General features: G+C 69.0%; 18 protein-coding genes. 11 read left to right on the top strand and 7 right to left on the bottom strand.

Annotated elements, in window-relative coordinates; genetic code table 11:
* Positions 1-32: 32 nt before the first annotated feature.
* From HPC71_RS02430 to HPC71_RS02420, 3 genes are read right to left on the bottom strand one after another with little or no spacing between them, the layout of a single operon-like run.
* Entirely contained in the window at positions 33-809 is a 777-nt protein-coding gene (locus tag HPC71_RS02430) for an SDR family oxidoreductase (protein ID WP_154613528.1), read from the bottom strand.
* 4 nt (positions 810-813) lie between these two features.
* On the bottom strand, positions 814-1236 hold the full coding sequence (locus HPC71_RS02425; RefSeq protein ID WP_154613527.1) for a nuclear transport factor 2 family protein: 423 nt from the start codon (positions 1234-1236) through the stop codon (positions 814-816).
* A 39-nt stretch (positions 1237-1275) separates the two neighbouring features.
* A complete protein-coding gene (locus tag HPC71_RS02420; RefSeq protein ID WP_230083909.1) occupies positions 1276-2475 on the bottom strand; it encodes an acyl-CoA dehydrogenase family protein in 1200 nt (399 codons plus the stop codon).
* Positions 2476-2577: 102 nt separating this feature from the next.
* Between HPC71_RS02420 and HPC71_RS02415 the strand changes: the two genes are divergently transcribed.
* From HPC71_RS02415 to HPC71_RS02385, 7 genes are read left to right on the top strand one after another with little or no spacing between them, the layout of a single operon-like run.
* A complete protein-coding gene (locus tag HPC71_RS02415; protein WP_154613526.1) occupies positions 2578-3303 on the top strand; it encodes an SDR family oxidoreductase in 726 nt (241 codons plus the stop codon).
* Positions 3293-4078, top strand: a complete 786-nt coding sequence (locus tag HPC71_RS02410) for an enoyl-CoA hydratase/isomerase family protein (protein ID WP_154613525.1) — start codon at positions 3293-3295, stop codon at positions 4076-4078. The genes HPC71_RS02415 and HPC71_RS02410 overlap by 11 nt, the downstream gene beginning before the upstream one ends.
* 7 nt (positions 4079-4085) lie before the next feature.
* A complete protein-coding gene (locus tag HPC71_RS02405; protein WP_154613524.1) occupies positions 4086-4877 on the top strand; it encodes an aspartate/glutamate racemase family protein in 792 nt (263 codons plus the stop codon).
* Positions 4878-4890: 13 nt separating this feature from the next.
* Positions 4891-5769: a hypothetical protein gene (locus tag HPC71_RS02400; RefSeq protein WP_154613523.1), complete on the top strand. Its 879-nt coding sequence runs from the start codon at positions 4891-4893 to the stop codon at positions 5767-5769.
* Complete coding sequence (locus HPC71_RS02395; RefSeq protein WP_154613522.1) at positions 5759-6130, top strand: nuclear transport factor 2 family protein; 372 nt, start codon at positions 5759-5761, stop codon at positions 6128-6130. Before HPC71_RS02400 ends, HPC71_RS02395 begins: the two co-directional genes overlap by 11 nt.
* A complete protein-coding gene (locus HPC71_RS02390; RefSeq protein WP_171896024.1) occupies positions 6127-7647 on the top strand; it encodes a class I adenylate-forming enzyme family protein in 1521 nt (506 codons plus the stop codon). Before HPC71_RS02395 ends, HPC71_RS02390 begins: the two co-directional genes overlap by 4 nt.
* The gene (locus HPC71_RS02385; protein WP_154613520.1) at positions 7644-8447 is read left to right on the top strand and encodes an SDR family NAD(P)-dependent oxidoreductase; all 804 of its coding nucleotides are present in this window, start codon (positions 7644-7646) and stop codon (positions 8445-8447) included. Before HPC71_RS02390 ends, HPC71_RS02385 begins: the two co-directional genes overlap by 4 nt.
* A gap of 13 nt (positions 8448-8460) precedes the next feature.
* Here HPC71_RS02385 and HPC71_RS02380 read toward each other — a convergent pair whose 3' ends face one another.
* From HPC71_RS02380 to HPC71_RS02370, 3 genes are all read right to left on the bottom strand, one after another.
* Entirely contained in the window at positions 8461-9081 is a 621-nt protein-coding gene (locus HPC71_RS02380; RefSeq protein ID WP_154613519.1) for a TetR/AcrR family transcriptional regulator, read from the bottom strand.
* A gap of 92 nt (positions 9082-9173) precedes the next feature.
* On the bottom strand, positions 9174-10145 hold the full coding sequence (locus HPC71_RS02375; RefSeq protein WP_171896023.1) for a MaoC family dehydratase: 972 nt from the start codon (positions 10143-10145) through the stop codon (positions 9174-9176).
* On the bottom strand, positions 10142-11011 hold the full coding sequence (locus HPC71_RS02370) for an HpcH/HpaI aldolase/citrate lyase family protein (protein ID WP_154613686.1): 870 nt from the start codon (positions 11009-11011) through the stop codon (positions 10142-10144). Before HPC71_RS02370 ends, HPC71_RS02375 begins: the two co-directional genes overlap by 4 nt.
* A gap of 25 nt (positions 11012-11036) precedes the next feature.
* Between HPC71_RS02370 and HPC71_RS02365 the strand changes: the two genes are divergently transcribed.
* Together HPC71_RS02365 and HPC71_RS02360 are read left to right on the top strand one after the other, a co-directional pair.
* A complete protein-coding gene (locus HPC71_RS02365) occupies positions 11037-12227 on the top strand; it encodes a CaiB/BaiF CoA transferase family protein (protein ID WP_154613518.1) in 1191 nt (396 codons plus the stop codon).
* Positions 12224-13375: an acyl-CoA dehydrogenase family protein gene (locus HPC71_RS02360; RefSeq protein WP_154613517.1), complete on the top strand. Its 1152-nt coding sequence runs from the start codon at positions 12224-12226 to the stop codon at positions 13373-13375. Before HPC71_RS02365 ends, HPC71_RS02360 begins: the two co-directional genes overlap by 4 nt.
* A gap of 10 nt (positions 13376-13385) precedes the next feature.
* Here the strand turns inward: HPC71_RS02360 and HPC71_RS02355 are convergent, their stop codons facing one another.
* Positions 13386-14060, bottom strand: a complete 675-nt coding sequence (locus tag HPC71_RS02355) for a GntR family transcriptional regulator (protein WP_154613516.1) — start codon at positions 14058-14060, stop codon at positions 13386-13388.
* Positions 14061-14074: 14 nt separating this feature from the next.
* Between HPC71_RS02355 and HPC71_RS02350 the strand changes: the two genes are divergently transcribed.
* Both HPC71_RS02350 and HPC71_RS02345 read left to right on the top strand, forming a co-directional pair.
* A complete protein-coding gene (locus tag HPC71_RS02350) occupies positions 14075-15430 on the top strand; it encodes an MmgE/PrpD family protein (RefSeq protein WP_154613515.1) in 1356 nt (451 codons plus the stop codon).
* A complete protein-coding gene (locus HPC71_RS02345) occupies positions 15427-16209 on the top strand; it encodes an MmgE/PrpD family protein (RefSeq protein WP_154613514.1) in 783 nt (260 codons plus the stop codon). Before HPC71_RS02350 ends, HPC71_RS02345 begins: the two co-directional genes overlap by 4 nt.
* Positions 16210-16240 lie beyond the last annotated feature (31 nt).

Genomic DNA, 16240 nt, shown 5'->3' with positions numbered 1-16240 from the left:
CTCTGGCAGGACGCGAATACCCGCGTGGCGGCTTACTTCGGAGGAAGCCGGATGCCGCCGTCGACCCGGATCGTCTCGGCGTTCATGTAGGTGTTGCGCAGGAGCTCGAGAACCATCGACGCAAGCTCCTCGCCACCGCCGAGGCGCTTGGGGAAGAGCACGCTGGACCCGAGCTGTTCCTTGAACTCCTCCGGGTTGGGGAACCCGTCGTAGATGGGGGTGTCGATCAGGCCCGGCGCCACCGTGTTCACCCGGATCCCGGCCGCCGAGAGATCTCGGGCCAGCGGCAGCGTGAGACCGACGACCCCGCCCTTCGACGCGGCGTACGCCGCTTGGCCGATCTGCCCGTCGAAGGCCGCGACGCTGGCCAGGTTGACGATCGCCCCGCGCTGGCCGTCCGCGTCCGGCTCGGTCCGGCTCATGACGGTGGCCGCCTGTCGGACGACGTCGAACGTGCCGATCAGGTTGACCTCGACGATCCTTCGGAAGGTCGCCATGTCGAAGGCGCTCTCGATCGTGCCGTCCCTGCCGATCGTGCGCTGGGCGGTGCTGATCCCGGCGGAGTTCACGACGGCACGGAGCGGCGCGATCTCCCCGGCCAGCTCCACCACGGTCGTGATCTGGTCGCTGTTCGTGACGTCGAGCTGCGCGAACACGCCGCCGATCTCCTCAGCGACGGCCTTGCCCCTGTCGGCCTGCATGTCCGCCACGACCACGGTCGCGCCCTGGGCCGCGAGACCCCTCGCCACGGCGGCCCCGATACCGCTGGCCGCCCCGGTCACCAGGGCTGCTGTGTTCCTCAAGTCCATCTCGTCACCCCAGGATCTCGACGTGGGCGGAGCGGCTGGTGATCAACCACCGGCCGTCGTGAAGCACGTAGCTGTCGGTATGTGTGGAGGCTGCCCGCGACCAGGTACCGTCGAGCGCGAGGTTCTCCGACAACAGGTCGATGGTCCCGCTCGCCTCGGCGCCATCGACGTCGATGACGTGGTTCATCACGAAGTGGTGGGTCCGGTCCACCGCCGACCAGATCTTGTCGGCCATGGCGAGGATCTCCTCCGTGCCGTGGCACCAGCCGAACGCCGGGCTCGGGAGCCAACTGGCGTCCGGGGTCCAGACCCCGGCGAACTGGTCACGCTTGCGCTTGTCGAGCCCTTGCGCGTAGTCCGCCGTGAGTCGGCGGATCTGCTCCTTGGCATCGAGCTCGGCAATGATCGCCTCGGCCGATCCGGTCACAACATCTCCTCACGTGTCGCCCCGTCGCGGGGGTCTTCCTCAGTAGCTGCGCGGCAGGCCCAGCGAGTGCTGGGCGATGAAGTTCAGGATCATCTCTCGGCTCACCGGCGCCGTGCGCTGCAACCGGGCCGCACCCCACAGGGTGGCGAGGCCGTACTCCGTGGCGAGACCGTTGCCGCCGTGGGTCTGGATCGACATGTCGAGGGCAGCCAGGCAGGCCTCGGCGGCGGCGTACTTGGCCATGTTGGCCTCTTCCCCGGCAGCGATGTCGTTGTCGTGCAGCCAGGCGGCCTTCTGCGTCATCAGCCGAGCGAGCTCGAGGTCGATCATGCACTTGGCGAGCGGATGCGAGATTCCCTGGTGGGCGCCGATCGGGACGTCCCACACCTCACGCGCGTTGGCGTACGCCGCTGCCTTGCGCAGCGCATAGAGACCGATGCCGTTCTCGAGCGAGGCGGCCATGATGCGCTCGGGGTTCAGGCCGGCGAAGAGCTGCTTGAGGCCGTTGCCCTCCACGCCGATCAGGTTCGCCGCCGGAACCTCGACGTTGTCGAAGAAGAGGGTGTACTGGCGCTCCGGCGCCACCATCTCCACCTCAATCAACTGCTTCTCGAAGCCGGGCGAGTCCACCGGCACGATGAGGAGCGAGAGCTCGCCCCTGCCGTCGGGGCGGGTACCGGTCCTGCAGACCACCACGACGGCGTCGGCCTCATCGATGGCCGAGGCGTAGTACTTCTGCCCGTTGATCCGGTAGACGTCACCGTCGCGGGTGGCCGTGGTGGAGATGTTGTGGGTGTTCAGCCCGGCGTCCGGCTCGGTGACCGAGAACGCGAAGTTCTTGGTGCCCGAGGCGAGGGCCGGGAGCCACTCAGCCTTCTGCGCCTCGGTGCCGAACTCGGCGATCAGCTGGGCACAGATCGAGATCGAGACGATCAGCCGGAAGGAGGGGCAGCCCGCTGCGGCAAGCTCCTCGCAGACGATCGCCAGTTCCTGGACACCCTGGCCGCCGCCTCCGAACTCCTCCGGGATCGCGATGCCCACGAGCCCGGCGTCGGCCAGGTCTGCCCACAGCTCGGTGGTCTGACCGCCACTGCGGGACTTCTCCAGGTAGTAGTCGTGGCCGTACTTGTTCGCAACGGTAGCCGCCAGCTCACGGATGTCCCCGTGGATCTCGGACGGGGCATCGAACCAAACAGGAGAACCCATGATGTGTCGCTTTCCTCGGGACTTTTCAAACAACCGTTAGGTTAGGCCACCTCGCCAGTGGCGTCAACGGCCCGAGCAGTGCTATTCTACCGGTCGTTTGTTTTAGTCATCCCTCCGTCCTGCGAAGGAGCAGCCATGGCGGCCTCCCCTGGCACTGCTGGACCACGTGTTGCGCTCGTGACGGGCGCAGGGGGCGGCCTCGGCCGCGCCATCGCCGAAGGACTCGGTGACGCCGGGGCCCACGTCGTCGGAGCAGACCTCGACGTCGCAGGCGTGAGCGCCGCGAGCGCGATTGCGCTCGACGTGACCGATCCAGCCGCGGTCGACGCGGCAGTTGCCGCGATCGTGGAGGACCACGGCCGCCTGGACATCGTGGTCAACCTCGCCGGCGTGCTCCGCAACCAGGTGATCCCCAAGATCGTCGACGAGGACTTCGACCTCGTCCTCGCAACCCACCTCAAAGGGACGTTGCACACCGTCCGCGCCGCCCTCCCCCACATGCGGGAGGCCCGCTGGGGGCGGATCGTGAACATGAGCTCGATCGCGGCCCGTGGATCGATCGCCGGCGGTGCCTATGCCGCGGCCAAGGGCGCCATCGAGGGCTTCACGCGCACAGCGGCCATCGAGAACGCCAAGTACGGCATCACCGCCAACTGCGTCGCACCCGGACTGATCGGGGCGGGCATGTTCACCACCGTCGACGCCGACTACCAGGAGAAGATGACGGCCAAGGTCCCCATGGGTCGACTGGGCGACGCATCCGACGTGGCTTCCTGCGTGACCTTCCTGTCCGGCGACGGTGCGTCCTACGTCACCGGCCAGACCCTGACCATCTGCGGTGGGCTGACCCTTGGCATCTGAGCTCGTCTTCGATATCCGGCTCGAGAAGCACGGCCACGTCGCCGTCCTTACGATCGACCACGCCCCAGTCAACGCGCTCCATCCCCTGGTGGGCGCTGCGATCGCCCGGCGTCTCGCCGAGGTAGCGACCGACGACTCCCTCCGCGCGCTCGTCATCACCGGCGCGGGGAAGCACTTCATGGCCGGCGGGGACATCACCTTCTTCCCCGAGATGGACAGGGTCAGCGCCGAGAGGTACGTGCTGGGCATCCAGAAGATGCAGGACGACCTCGCCACGCTTCGGATCCCCGTCATCGCCGCGCTGAACGGCACGACCCTCGGCGGCGGCTGTGAGCTCGCGATGGCCTGCGACATCCGGATCGTCGACGAACGCGCGAAGCTGGGCCTCCCCGAGGTCTCGCTGGGACTCATCCCGGGCGCGGGCGGCACCCAGATGCTCCCGCGGCTCGTGCCGATGGGCACCGCCAAGCTGCTGCTCTTCACCGGAGACCGGATCGACGCCGCAGAAGCACTGCGCATCGGTCTGGTCGACAAGGTCGTTCCTGCTGGAACCGTCCTCGAGGAGGCCCTGGCCGTCGCCGAGCGCATCGCCGCCAACGCCCCGCTCGCCGTGACCGCCGCCAAGCGCGCGGTCAACCTCGGTGTGCAGATGAGCCACCTCGATGGCTGCCGCGTGGAGGCCTCGCTCTTCGCGCCCCTCGCCGACACCCAGGACCTGAAGGAAGGCGTCCACGCCTTCTTCGACAAGCGCACCCCCGCATTCACAGGAAAGTGAGTCAGCCATGAAGATCGGCGTCGTCCACGTCAACACCGAAGAGGCGTCGGGGCCCTACAGCGAGCTGGTCACCGGCAACCTCGAGCGCGCCAAGCGTCCCGACACCGAACTGGTTCACCGCTACGTTCGTCACCTGCGCCGCGCCACTGACACCGCGATCGCCTATCCGACCCTGCTCAACAAGGTGGATGTCGTCCGCGAGATGGTCGAGCTCGAGCGAGAGGGCTGTGACGCCGTCTTCGTGGCCTGCTCCTCGGACCCGGGGGTGGCCGAGGCGCGTTCCGTCCTCACGATCCCGGTGGTCGCCCCGACCGAGGCTGCGATGGGCCTGGCGATGGGGTACGGGCTGAAGTTCGGCATCCTCACCGTCGACGACCTCACCTACTCCTCGTGGTGCCAGCACCTGGTCCAGCAGTACGGCATGCACCAGCGCTACGCGGGCATGCGCAAGCTGGAGACGCCCACGTCCTGGATCTTCACCGAGGGCTTCAAGCAGCCCGACGTGGTGAAGGCCGACATCCAGGCCCGCGCCCGTGAGCTCGCCGACGACGGCGCCGAATCGGTGATCATCGTCAGCGCCGGGCTCTCGACCTTCGCCACGCACACCGGCCTCAACAGGGTCGACGAGCCGGAGATCCCGATCTTCGACGTGCTCTCGGTGGGCCTGAAGTTCGCGGAGATGCGAGCCGAGCTGCAGAAGAACCTCGGCCTCCCGCCGGTGAGTCGCGCCGGCTGGTACGGCCACTTCGACGAGCGCAACTACTCCCGCGTCAACAAGCTCTTCGGCTGGATGGACTGAAGGAGTGACGGGCATGGCTGACGACATCTGGTACCGCGGGCTGAACGTCTCGGCGTTCGACGCCACCGACCCGGCGGAGATCGAGGAGTTCCTCGCGTTCGGCGACCAGCCGGGGGGTGGACCGGTGCCGTCGTACGAGATGTGGGCCAAGCTGCGCCCGGACGTCCTCAAGAGGCTGCTGAACTACGTCCACCACATCCACAAGGCGGACGCCTTCGAGACGCCGCTGCCCTACGTCAACATCTACGCGACCGGGGGCTGGGCGGACGGCGTCCGCAACATCATCAGGATCTGCGAGCCGAGCACCTTCCTCTCCGGCACCGGCTACACGAAGGCCGCCGTCACCGAGACGCTGGCGCTCTCCTTCTACCTCTCCCCGACCTGGAACACGGCGATCACCGCCAAGGCGGCACAGGAGGCGCTCGCCACCTATCGGGAGCCCGCACCGGACGCCCCCTCGCCCTACCCGGAAGGGTGGTCCATCGACCCCGCCGCGCTGAAGGCCGGGCTCGACTACGACGACCCCGACCTGACCAAGGCCGATGTCGCTGCCCTCAAGACCTGGTACGAGCAGGTGTGCGGCGAGATCCCGCCATGGATCGACCTGTACGCGAAGTACCGCCCTACCCTGCTGAAGTCCGGCCGCAACCGGTGGGAGAACATCGTGCGGGAGGGCCTGCCGAACCAGATGTTCGCCTTCCTGCTCATCCACTACGCCGTGTTCACCAACAACGTCGCAGACATCCGGGAGTCGCTGCTGCTCGCTCGCGGCCTCGGCATGGCCAAGGAGCACGCGGTGGATGCGGTCTTCTACGGGGGCAGCTTCTTCGGTGGCATGAACAAGCTGGGCAACGTCGCCGAGACCGTCGAGGAGGTCCTCGATGTCTGGTGAGACTCCCCCGCCCGTCGCCGCCTACTTCGAGTCCATCAACACCGAGGACTTCGACCGGCTCGAGACGCTGTGGACCGACGACGTCACCCTCCGTGCCGTCGGGCAGAAGCCGCGCCAGGGCCGTGACGCCGTCATGGCGTACTTCCGGCCGCTCTTCGCCAGGTGGGCGAAGCACCTCGACACCCCCACTCGCGTGATCACCTCCGCGAACGTGTCGGTGGTCGAGGTCTCGTTCATCGGTACGACGAGCGCCGGCAAGGAGCTCACCTTCGACGCGGTCGACGTCTTCGATCTCTCCGGGGACCGCATCTCGGCGCTCTCCACCTGGTACGACCTCCATTGGCTGGTGAAGCAGGTGTGAACCACGACTACGCCTACCCCCTTCGTACAGCTGCCGACAGGTTCGCGACCCGGGTCGCGATCAGGTATCGCGGCACGTCCTGGACCTTCGCCGAGGCGGACGCGGTCACCGACAGGATCGCGGCCGCCTGCGAGCGCCGAGGTCTCTCCGGGGCGTCGGCGCTGCTCCTGCTGAACAACGAGCCGCTCACCGTCTTCGCCATGCTCGGGCTGGCGCGCGCCGGCATCACCGCGGTGCCGGTGAACCCGCGGCTCACCGTCAACGAGATCGCTTTCCAGCTCGAGGACTCAGCCTCGACCGTGATCATCGCCGACGCCGCGTTCGTCGAGGTGGCCCGGCAGCTCGCCAGCACCCATCCCACCGTCCGGCTCGTGGTCACCGCCAACGTCGCCGACCCTGCCGATGGAGAGGCACGGCTCGAGGACCTGGCCGACGAGGCGGGCGCTCCCACCACGGTGGTCGACTCGTCCTCGACCGCACAGATCGTCTACACCTCGGGCACCACCGGGTTCCCCAAGGGCGTGATCCGCACGCACGAGGCCAACCTGTGGACCACGGTCAACCACGCCCTCGGGCAGCCTCGCGCGGCCGAGGACGTCGAGCTGTTCGTGCTCCCGCTGTTCGGGATCGCCTTCGTCTTCCAGGTGCTCCCCACCCTGATGCAGGGGGGCACCGTCGTGCTCGACGGCGGCTTCGATCCCGCCCGGGCCTGGGAGGTGCTGGAGACCGAGAACGTGACCCGCGCCTTCTTCGCCCCCACCATGCTCAGCTCGATGCTGGAGGTCGAGGGGCATGAGAGGTACGACGTGTCCGCCCTGACGACGCTCAACTCCGCCTACGAGTTCCCCGTGAAGGTGCGCGAGGCTGCAGAGAGACGTTTCGGCCCGGTGATCGCCTACATGTACGGACTCTCGGAGTCCCAGCTCACGGCCTCCACGAAGGAAGCCTTCGCCGCTGACCCGACCAACGCCGGCCCAGCCATGGGTCTCTCCCGGGTGCGGGCCGTCGGCCCCGCCGGGGAGGTGCTGCCCCCTGGTGAGGTCGGCGAGATCGTGCTGCAGGGTCCCTCCACGATGGCCGGCTACCTCAACCGCCCCGAGATCAACGCCACGACCGTCGTGGACGGCTGGCTGCACACCGGCGACATCGGCTATGTCGACGCCCACGGCGCGGTGCACATGTCGGGACGGAAGAAGGAGATCATCAAGACCGGCGGGTTCGCCGTCGATCCGGTCGAGGTGGAGAACTGCCTGCTCACCCACGACGAGATCGCCGAGGCAGCCGTCATCGGCATCCCGGACGACCACTGGGGACAGCGGATCGTGGCCTACGTGGTGCGCAGGGCGGAGATCTCCGAAGCCGACGTCATCGCCCATGTCAGGGCCGGCCTCGCGACCTTCAAGGCGCCCAAGGACGTCTGCTTCGTCCCCGAGCTGCCCAAGACCCCGACCGGCAAGATCCAGCGAGCCGAACTCAGGAAGATCGAACACAAGAAGATGGGAACCCCGACCGCATGAGCGAGACCACCGCCCCCACGACCTGGAGCGGCGCGCCGTTCGGCGTCGACTCCTTCCGCCTCGACGGCAAGGTCGCGATCATCACGGGAGCCTCCTCCGGCCTCGGCGCAGCCTTCGCGGTCGGCTTCGCCCGCGCGGGCGCGGACATCGTCATCTGCGCGCGTCGTACCGACAAGCTCGCCGAGACCGCCGCCAAGGTGGAGGCGGCCGGCCGCAAGTGTCTTGCGGTCGCGGCGGACGTCAGCGTGGTCGAGGACTGCCAGCGGGTGGTCGACGAGACCATGGCGGCCTTCGGCCAGGTCGACATCCTGGTCAACAACGCGGGCATTGCCTCGGCCACCCCCACCACCCGGGAGAAGCCCGAGGACTACCGCCAGGTGCTCGAGGTCAACCTCTTCGGGTCCTACTGGATGGCCCAGGCGTGCGGCCGCGTGATGGAGCGGGGCAGCTCGATCCTGAACGTCGGCTCCATCCTCGGCTCGACCACCGCTGGGCTTCCTCAGGCGGCCTACGCGTCGAGCAAGTCAGCGATCATCGGTCTGACCCGGGACCTCGCCCAGCAGTGGGCGGAGCGCAAGGGCATCCGCGTCAACGCACTCGCACCCGGCTTCTTCACCACCGAGATGGTGCACCAGTACGTCGAGGGCTACCTGGAGACCCAGATCGCTCAGCGGGTTCCGATGCGGCGCGCCGGAGACCCGGAGGAGCTCATCGGGCCGGCGGTGTTCCTCTCCAGCGACGCGGCGTCGTACGTCACCGGAGTGCTGCTTCCGGTCGACGGCGGGACCCTGACCACCTGAGGCAGGTGGCGGGTCACCTCGAAGCGACGGCGCGAACCGCGAGGTCGGCGTACTGCGCGCCGATGCTGGCCGGCTTCAGGCCACCGGAGGGCCGGTACCACTGGTAGATGGTGTTGATCATGCCCATGATGGCGCGGGTCGTGATCTTGGGATCCAGGTCCGGGTCGGCGAGTCCCGCCTCCTGGGCCTCCTCGATGAGGCCGCGGAGGACCTCCTCGTAGTGATCCCGCTCGGCGACGATCTCCCTGCGCCGCTTCGGGTCGAGGACCTGCAGCTCACGAAGCAGGATCGCCATCCGCACCCGGTGCTTGGCGTTGAACTCACTCAGCGTCGAGACCACCGAGCGGATCCGCTCCAGGGGGTCACCCTCGACTTCGGATGCCTCCCTGAGAGCCTCGAGACCAGCCGCGTGGACGTCCTGGAGGACCTCGTAGAGGACCTCCTCCTTGCTGGTGATGTAGTAGTAGACGCTGCCCTTCAGGATGCCGAGCTCATCGGCGATGTCCTGGATCGTCGTGCCCTCGTAGCCCTTGGCGTAGAAGACCTTGCTGGCGGCAGCGACGACCTCAGCATGGCGCTTGCGCAGCGTGCTCTGGTCGTCCCGAGAACGCTTCGACTTCTGTGACGCTGCCACGACTGGCTGCCCCCTGGCTAGTTGGTCCTGCGCGAGTGGTGGAATTGAACCAAACGGAAGGTCGGAAAACTACACCCGTTCACTGTTTTTTGTCACGGCAGCACGGCAGAGAACCGCCAGTCGAGAACCTTGACCGGTTCGGCCGCGCCGTGCGAGAAGGCCTCGGCCTGGAGGTCGACCAGGCGGCCCTGGGCCAGTGGCCTCACCCCCGTGACGGTGACATTGCTCCAGATGGTATCGCCCTCGCGAACCGGGCCGAGGTGATCACAGCCCTCCCATGCGGTCACCGTCACCAGGTCGGGGAGGGCGCGCGCCACCTGGGCGAGCGCAAGGCCGATGACGTGCCCTCCGTAGACGAGCCGCTCACCGGCCTCCCGGAAGTCGTGGTGCGTGGCCGCGATGTTGAGGGTGAGGCGGGCGAGCCCGGGGGCGGACGTGACCACGTCGCCGGTGCGCACCTCCCAGGCGTCACCCACCGCCAGCTCACCGGTGGAGCGCCGGACCTGCGAGAGGTCCCACCTCTCCGTGAGGCTCGGGGGGACCGCAGGATCGGCGCCGATCCTGGAGAGGTCGTCGGCATGGCCGGTCCGCACGCCGGCGTCCCGCAGCGGGAGCATGGCGCACCGCCAGAAGTCGAGAACGGTCCGGTCCTGCTGGTCGACGGTGCTGATCCGCAGGGCCACCAGTCCGGTGGGACGGCGCCCCTCCCTGCGCGCATTCTCCTTGAGACCGACGACCTCCGTGGTCGTGTAGAGGGTGTCACCGAGCCTGGGGGCCCGGTGGAAAGCCAGGCCTCGGTAGAAGAGATTGGCCTTCACGTGGTGGGTCACAATGGTCGATCCACCGATGGAGACGTCCCACACCAGCGCCGGGGACGCGAGAGCGGCATCGGCTCCACACACGCGAGAGCTCAGCTCCTTGTCCAGGGAGAGCCGCAGACGGTTGCCCACGATGGCCTGGTGCGCAGCCGCCAGCCCCTCGGTGAGGGTCACCCCGGACGCAGCCTCGAACACCTGGCCACGGCTGAGGTCCTCGAAGTGCGGACCCTCGGCGACGCGCGTCACGCCTTCTCTCCCGCCCTGCTCAGGGTGCGTCGGGCCGCGGCGGCGACGGCCTCGTCCACCATCATCCCGTCGAGAGCCACGGCTCCCGCGCCCACCGACGCAGCCGCGTCCAGCGCGTCGAGGACGACGCGGGCCTGTTCGACCTCGGCGTCACTCGGGGTGAAGGCGGCATGGACGGGTTCGAGGTGCGAGGGATGGATCGCCCACTTGCCATCGAAGCCCAGCTGAGCAAGGAAGGCCGCGCGCTCCCTCAGACCGGCGAGGTCCGCGATCGCGAGGTGCGGCCCGTCGAGCGCCAACAGACCGTGTGCGCGGGCAGCGACCAGGACGGAGACCTGGACCGGCAGCCACGCCGCGGCCGCGATGTCGGACCGCGTGCCGAGGTCGGCGGCCAGGTCTGCATACCCGATGGCGAGCGACATCAGCCGCCCACTGCTGCCAGCGATCTCGCGAACGTGGGCGACCCCGCGTGCTGACTCGATCAGCACCTGGGCGCGGATGTCCCGGGCGGCCCCGTTGCTCGCACCCGCGTCCTCGAGCAGGTCGAAGCAGGCCACGACATCCTCCGGCCCCTCCACCTTCGGCAGCACGATGCTGCCAGGAGGCTTCGAGAGCGCCGCGATCGCACGGAGGTCTGCTTCGTGCCACGCGGTGCCGGCAGCGTTGACGCGCACGGCGACCTGCCCCCGGGGGCGGACCTGCTGGGTGGTGAGGATGTCGACCACGGCTGCGCGGGCGACCTCCTTGGCGTCCAGGGCGACCGCGTCCTCGAGGTCGATGATGACCTCGTCCGCCGCCGACGCCAGCGCCTTGAGGACGAGGGCCGGATTGGACGCAGGAGCGAAGAGGGCAGATCGACGGCGCATTCCTACATCATATATGATGTTGTATATGCCCGATGTTCTCCCGCTCAGCGGGATCACGGTCGTCAGCCTGGAACAGGCCGTCGCCGCCCCCTTCGCCACCCGTCAGCTCGCCGACCTCGGCGCTCGGGTCATCAAGGTCGAGCGCCCCGGCGCCGGCGACTTCGCTCGCCGGTACGACGAAGCGTTCGGCCCCGGGATGTCCAGCTACTTCACCTGGCTCAACCGCTCCAAGGAGTCCCTGACGCTGGACGTCAAGACCCCCGCGGGCCGCGACATCCTGCACACGCTCGTGGCCAAGGCCGATGTGGTGGTGCAGAACCTGGCCCCGGGGGCCGCCCGCCGGTTGGGACTGGCGGCGGACCTGCTCGCGGCGACCCACCCGGACCTGATCATGTGCGACATCTCCGGCTACGGGGCCGACGGCCCGTGGACCGACGAGAAGGCCTACGACCTGCTGGTGCAGTGCGAGACCGGCCTGGTCTCCGTCACCGGCTCGCAGGACTCCCCCGCCAAGGTCGGCATCTCCGTCGCCGACATCTCAGCGGGTATGTACGCCTACTCCGGCATCCTCACCTCGCTGTACGTGCGCGCGACGACGGGACGGGTCGAGCCCTTGGAGATCTCCCTCTTCGAGTCCCTGGCGGAGTGGATGGGGTCGCCCATGTACTACGCCGAGGGCCTGGGGATCGAGCCCGCCCGCGTGGGCCTTCAGCACGCAACCATCGCGCCGTACGGCCCCTACCCCGCCAGCACCGGTTCGTTGGTCCTGCTCTCCATCCAGAACGACCGTGAGTGGGAGAGCCTCTGCACGTCGGTGCTGGGCAAGCCGCAGCTGCTCATCGACCCACGCTTCGTGACCTCGGCTGCGCGAGTCGCCCACCGCGACGAGCTCAACGCCGAGATCTCGGCCGTGACGTCGACCTTGAGCGACGACGCCCTGGTGGCACGACTCACGGCCGCAGCCATCGCGAACGCCCGGATCCGCACCGTGCAGGAGTTCCTCGACCATCCGGTGCTCGAGGGCCGCAAACGCTGGCGCACGGTCGGCACCCCGACAGGCCCCGTGCGAGCCCTGGTCCCACCCGCCACCACGCCCGGACGGGAGCCCCGGATGGACCCCGTGCCGGCCGTCGGCGAGCACACGGACTCGATCCTCGCCGAGATCGGCTGGTCCGCGTCCGACATCACAAGCCTCCACGAAAGGGGAATCGCATGACAACGCTGGTGCCTGAGGAGCAGGCCATCGTCGACCTGGTGCGCAACTGGGTCGACAAGGTCGTGCGGCCGGTCGTCAACGAGCTCGAGCACGACGACACCTACCCCGAAGACCTCATCGAGCACATGAAGGAGATGGGGATCTACGGCTTGTGCATCCCGGAGCCCTACGGCGACGTGCGGGTCTCGACCCCCTGCTACGCACTGGTCGCCCAGGAGCTCGCACGTGGTTGGATGAGCCTCGCCGGTGCCATGGGCGGCCACTCGGTCGTCTCCAAGCTCCTGCTCGACTTCGGCACGGAGGAGCAGAAGGAGCGGTACCTGCCCAGGATGGCGACGGGCGAGGTCCGGGCGACCATGGCGCTCACCGAGCCCGGGGGCGGGTCCGACCTCCAGGCGATGCGCACCACCGCCAGGCTCGAGGGCGAGGAGTACGTCGTCGACGGCTCGAAGATGTGGATCTCGAACGCTCGCCGGTCCTCCCTGATCGCGCTGCTGTGCCTCACGGACTCGACGGCCAAGCCCACGCACAAGGGCATGAGCATCCTGCTGGTCGAGCACGGCCCGGGCCTGACCGTCTCCCGCGACCTGCGCAAGCTCGGCTACAAGGGCGTCGAGACCTGCGAGCTCGCCTTCGAGGGCTACCGCACCCCCGCCGCCTCGGTGCTCGGCGGCGTGCCCGGGCATGGCTTCAAGCAGATGATGAAGGGCCTCGAGATCGGCCGGATCCAGGTCGCCTCCCGCGCGGCCGGGGTCGCCCAAGCCGCTCTCGACGACGCGGTCGCCTACGCGCAGGAGCGCGAGGCGTTCGGGGTGCCGATCTGGAAGCACCAGGGTGTCGGGCACCGGATCGCCGACATGGTCACCAAGCTCACGGCGGCGAAGCTGCTCATCGACCACGCTGCGGTCGAGTACGACGCGGGCCGCCGTTGCGACATGGAGGCCGGCATGGCGAAGCTGTTCGCCTCGGAGGTTGCCGCGGAGATCACCCTCGACGCCATTCGGGTGCACGGCGGCGCGGGGTACTCCACCGAGTACGACGTGGAGCGCTACTACCGAGACGCGCCGCTGATGATCGTCGGCGAAGGAACCAACGAGGTCCAGCGCAACGTCATCGTCCAGCAGCTGATCTCCCGCTCGCGAAAGTGAGCGACGGATGTCAGTCGTGGTCGAAGTGCTGCGCGAGCAGGTCACCAGCATGCGCGATGTGATCGTGCATCGCCACCCGAGCAGCCTCGGCGTCGTGCTCCTCCAGAGCCCTGAAGACTGCCTCGTGGTCGTGGACGGAAGCATCGGACCAACCCGGGATGGTCGCGAAGAACGGCAGGGGCACGTAGCGGACTGCGACCGAGAGCAGGAACGCCAGCTTCGGCGAGCCGGCCAGCAGGTTCACGTGGCGGTGGATCCGCCAGTTGAGGTCGACGACGTCGTCGGCGCGGCCCTCCTGCGACGCCGTGCCGAGGTCACGCTGGAGCGCACGCAAGGCGACGAGGTCCTCGGAGGTGGCCCGCGCAGCGGCCCGCGCGGCGAGTTCCCCGGCGATGTCGGCCTGCACCCAGAACAGGTCCCGGATGTCGGCGGCGGACAGGGGCGCGACCATGAAGCCACGGCGTGGCTCGAAGGTCAGGAAGCCCTCGGCGCTCAGCGTGTGCAGCCCTTCGCGGACCGGGGTGATGCTGACCTCGAGCTCGTCGGCGATGCGCTCCATGCGAACGAACTCGCCGGGCTTCAACGCGCCGGCCATCACGAGCGCGCGCACGTGAGCCGCGACCTCGTTGCTCAGTGTCGAGCGACGACGGACCGTTCCAGCGCCGGACGATCCCCTAGCCGCCATGGAATCTTCATATCATGCACCCTGCACGATCAGGGCTCCACGATGCGGAGGAGCGACAGGTGAGCGGGACCAGCGACTTCGTGCGCCAGATCCACCGCCTCTCGGGCGCCCCGCTCCCCGAGGCAGTGGTCGAGGAGGCGACCCGAGCGCTCCTCGGCGGGGTGGGGAACGCCATCGGGGCGATCCGCTACGCCGAGGTCGAGACTCTTCTCGGGGTCGCGCTGGCCAACGGGGCCGCCGTGCGCACCACCCCCCTGCCGGGTCGCACGGAACGAGTGGACCCGTTGTCGGCGGCCACGATCGTCGGCACGGCCGCCCACATCGACGACTTCGACGACACCCACCTCGCGACCGTCACCCACCCCACCGCCTGCGTGCTTGCCGCAGCGTGGCCGTTGCTGCACGTGGCGGAGGTCAGTGGGCGTGACTTCGTCGAGGCTTGTGCGCTCGGCATGGAGGCCGAGATCCGAGTCGCCTGGGCGATGACGCCGGGGCACTACGACTCCGGCTGGCACATCACCAGCACCGTAGGCGTCGTGGGGGCCGCAGTCACCGCCGGCCTGCTGCTCGGGCTGGACGAGGAGCTCCTCGTCCAGGCAGTCGCCATCTCAGCATCGATGACGCTCGGTCACCGGGAGGGCTTCGGCACGACGGCCAAGTCCTTCCACCCCGGCAAGGCCGGGGCGAACGGCTTGCTCGCCGCGCACCTGGCACGTGCCGGGGTGAGAGCGTCCTCGACGGTCCTCGAGGACCCCCGAGGCTACTTCGCGGCGCTCTCCCCGGAGTCACACCTCGACCGCCTGGTCGAGGGCCTGGGCTCGGACTTCATGCTGCTGGACAACACGTACAAGCCGTACCCCTGCGGCGTGGTGAGTCACCCGGCGATCGAGGCCGCCGAGGTCTTGCACTCCCGACTGGCCGGCCGGGAGGTCACCGCGGTCCGGGTGCACTGCCACCCGCTGACGGTCGAGCTCGCCGGCAATGCCGCTCCGGACTCGGGACTGTCCGCCAAGTTCAGCGCACCGCACAGCGTGGCCGTCACGCTCATCGATGGGGAGGCAGGATTGCGTCAGTTCAGCGACCTACGCGTGGGCGAACCGGAGGTAGCCGCCCTGCGGGGACGCGTGACGCTGCAGCCCGATCCCGCACTGTCGCGCAGTGCCGCGGTGGTCGAGGTGGACCTCTCCGACGGCGCCAGCCTTCGCGAGAGCATCACCGCCGTCAAGGGCAGCCGCGAGAAGCCGCTCACCGACGCGGAGATCGACGCCAAGATCCGAGCACTGGTCGAGCGGTCCTGTCCCGGTCGAGGAGCAGACGTCGTCGCCCAGGTGCGTGGCTGGAGCTCGTCGCGACGGGCGGTGCTCGCATGAACGCCTCGACGCCCTCGGCCGCTGTCGCAGCCTTCGTGTCCGGCAAGGCGAGAGGGCCCATTCCGGCCGAGGTGACCGCCGTCGGACGAGAGGTCCTGACGTCGGTGACCGGACGGATCTCCGCGAACACCGCGTCGCCTCTGGCGACCCAGGTAGGCGCGACGATGGCGGCCTTGGGCCACGGCGGGAAGACACGGGTGCCGGGGTCGAGCGAGACGTACTCGCCCTATGGCGCTGCCTTCGTCATGGGCGTCGCCGCCGGTCGCGACGGTGCGCAGCCGTGGGCCGGCGCGACCGTGGCCGCGGCGCTCGCGGCATCATCACTCACCCAGGCCGGGCCGGATCGGCTCACCGAGGGGATCACGGTCGGCCTGGAGGTCGCCGCCAGGCTCAGCGCCTGCCTCGGCGATTCCCACACCCGCCGAGGCTGGGACCCCGCGGGCAGCCTCGGCGTGGTCGGGGCTGCCCTGGCGGTGGCACGGCTCCTGGAGGCGGAGGAGCCCCAGGCGTTGGAGGCACTCGCCTTCGCGGCCACCCAGGCCGCAGGCCTGGGCGCGCAGAGCACCACACCGACCGGAGCCGTGCACGTCGGCAAGGCCGCGGCGGACGGCCTCGAAGCCGCGCGGCTGGGCCTCGCCCATCTCGGCGCGCCGGCCGAGCCGATCGAAGGACGGCGCGGCATGGGCGCACTGATGTCGGACGCCCTCACCGCCGCGGCGCTGGTCTCCGGGCTCGGCAGCCGGTGGGTCCTGCTCGAGAGCGCCGCCGGGGGCTCCTGACCCGGGGCGCCACATCTCGGCGGGCCGACAG

The sequence above is a fragment of the Nocardioides marmotae genome (assembly GCF_013177455.1).
Taxonomy (GTDB): Bacteria; Actinomycetota; Actinomycetes; order Propionibacteriales; family Nocardioidaceae; genus Nocardioides; species Nocardioides marmotae.
The sequence above is the reverse complement of the archived record's forward strand: the minus strand, read 5'-3'. Positions and strand labels throughout refer to the sequence as shown.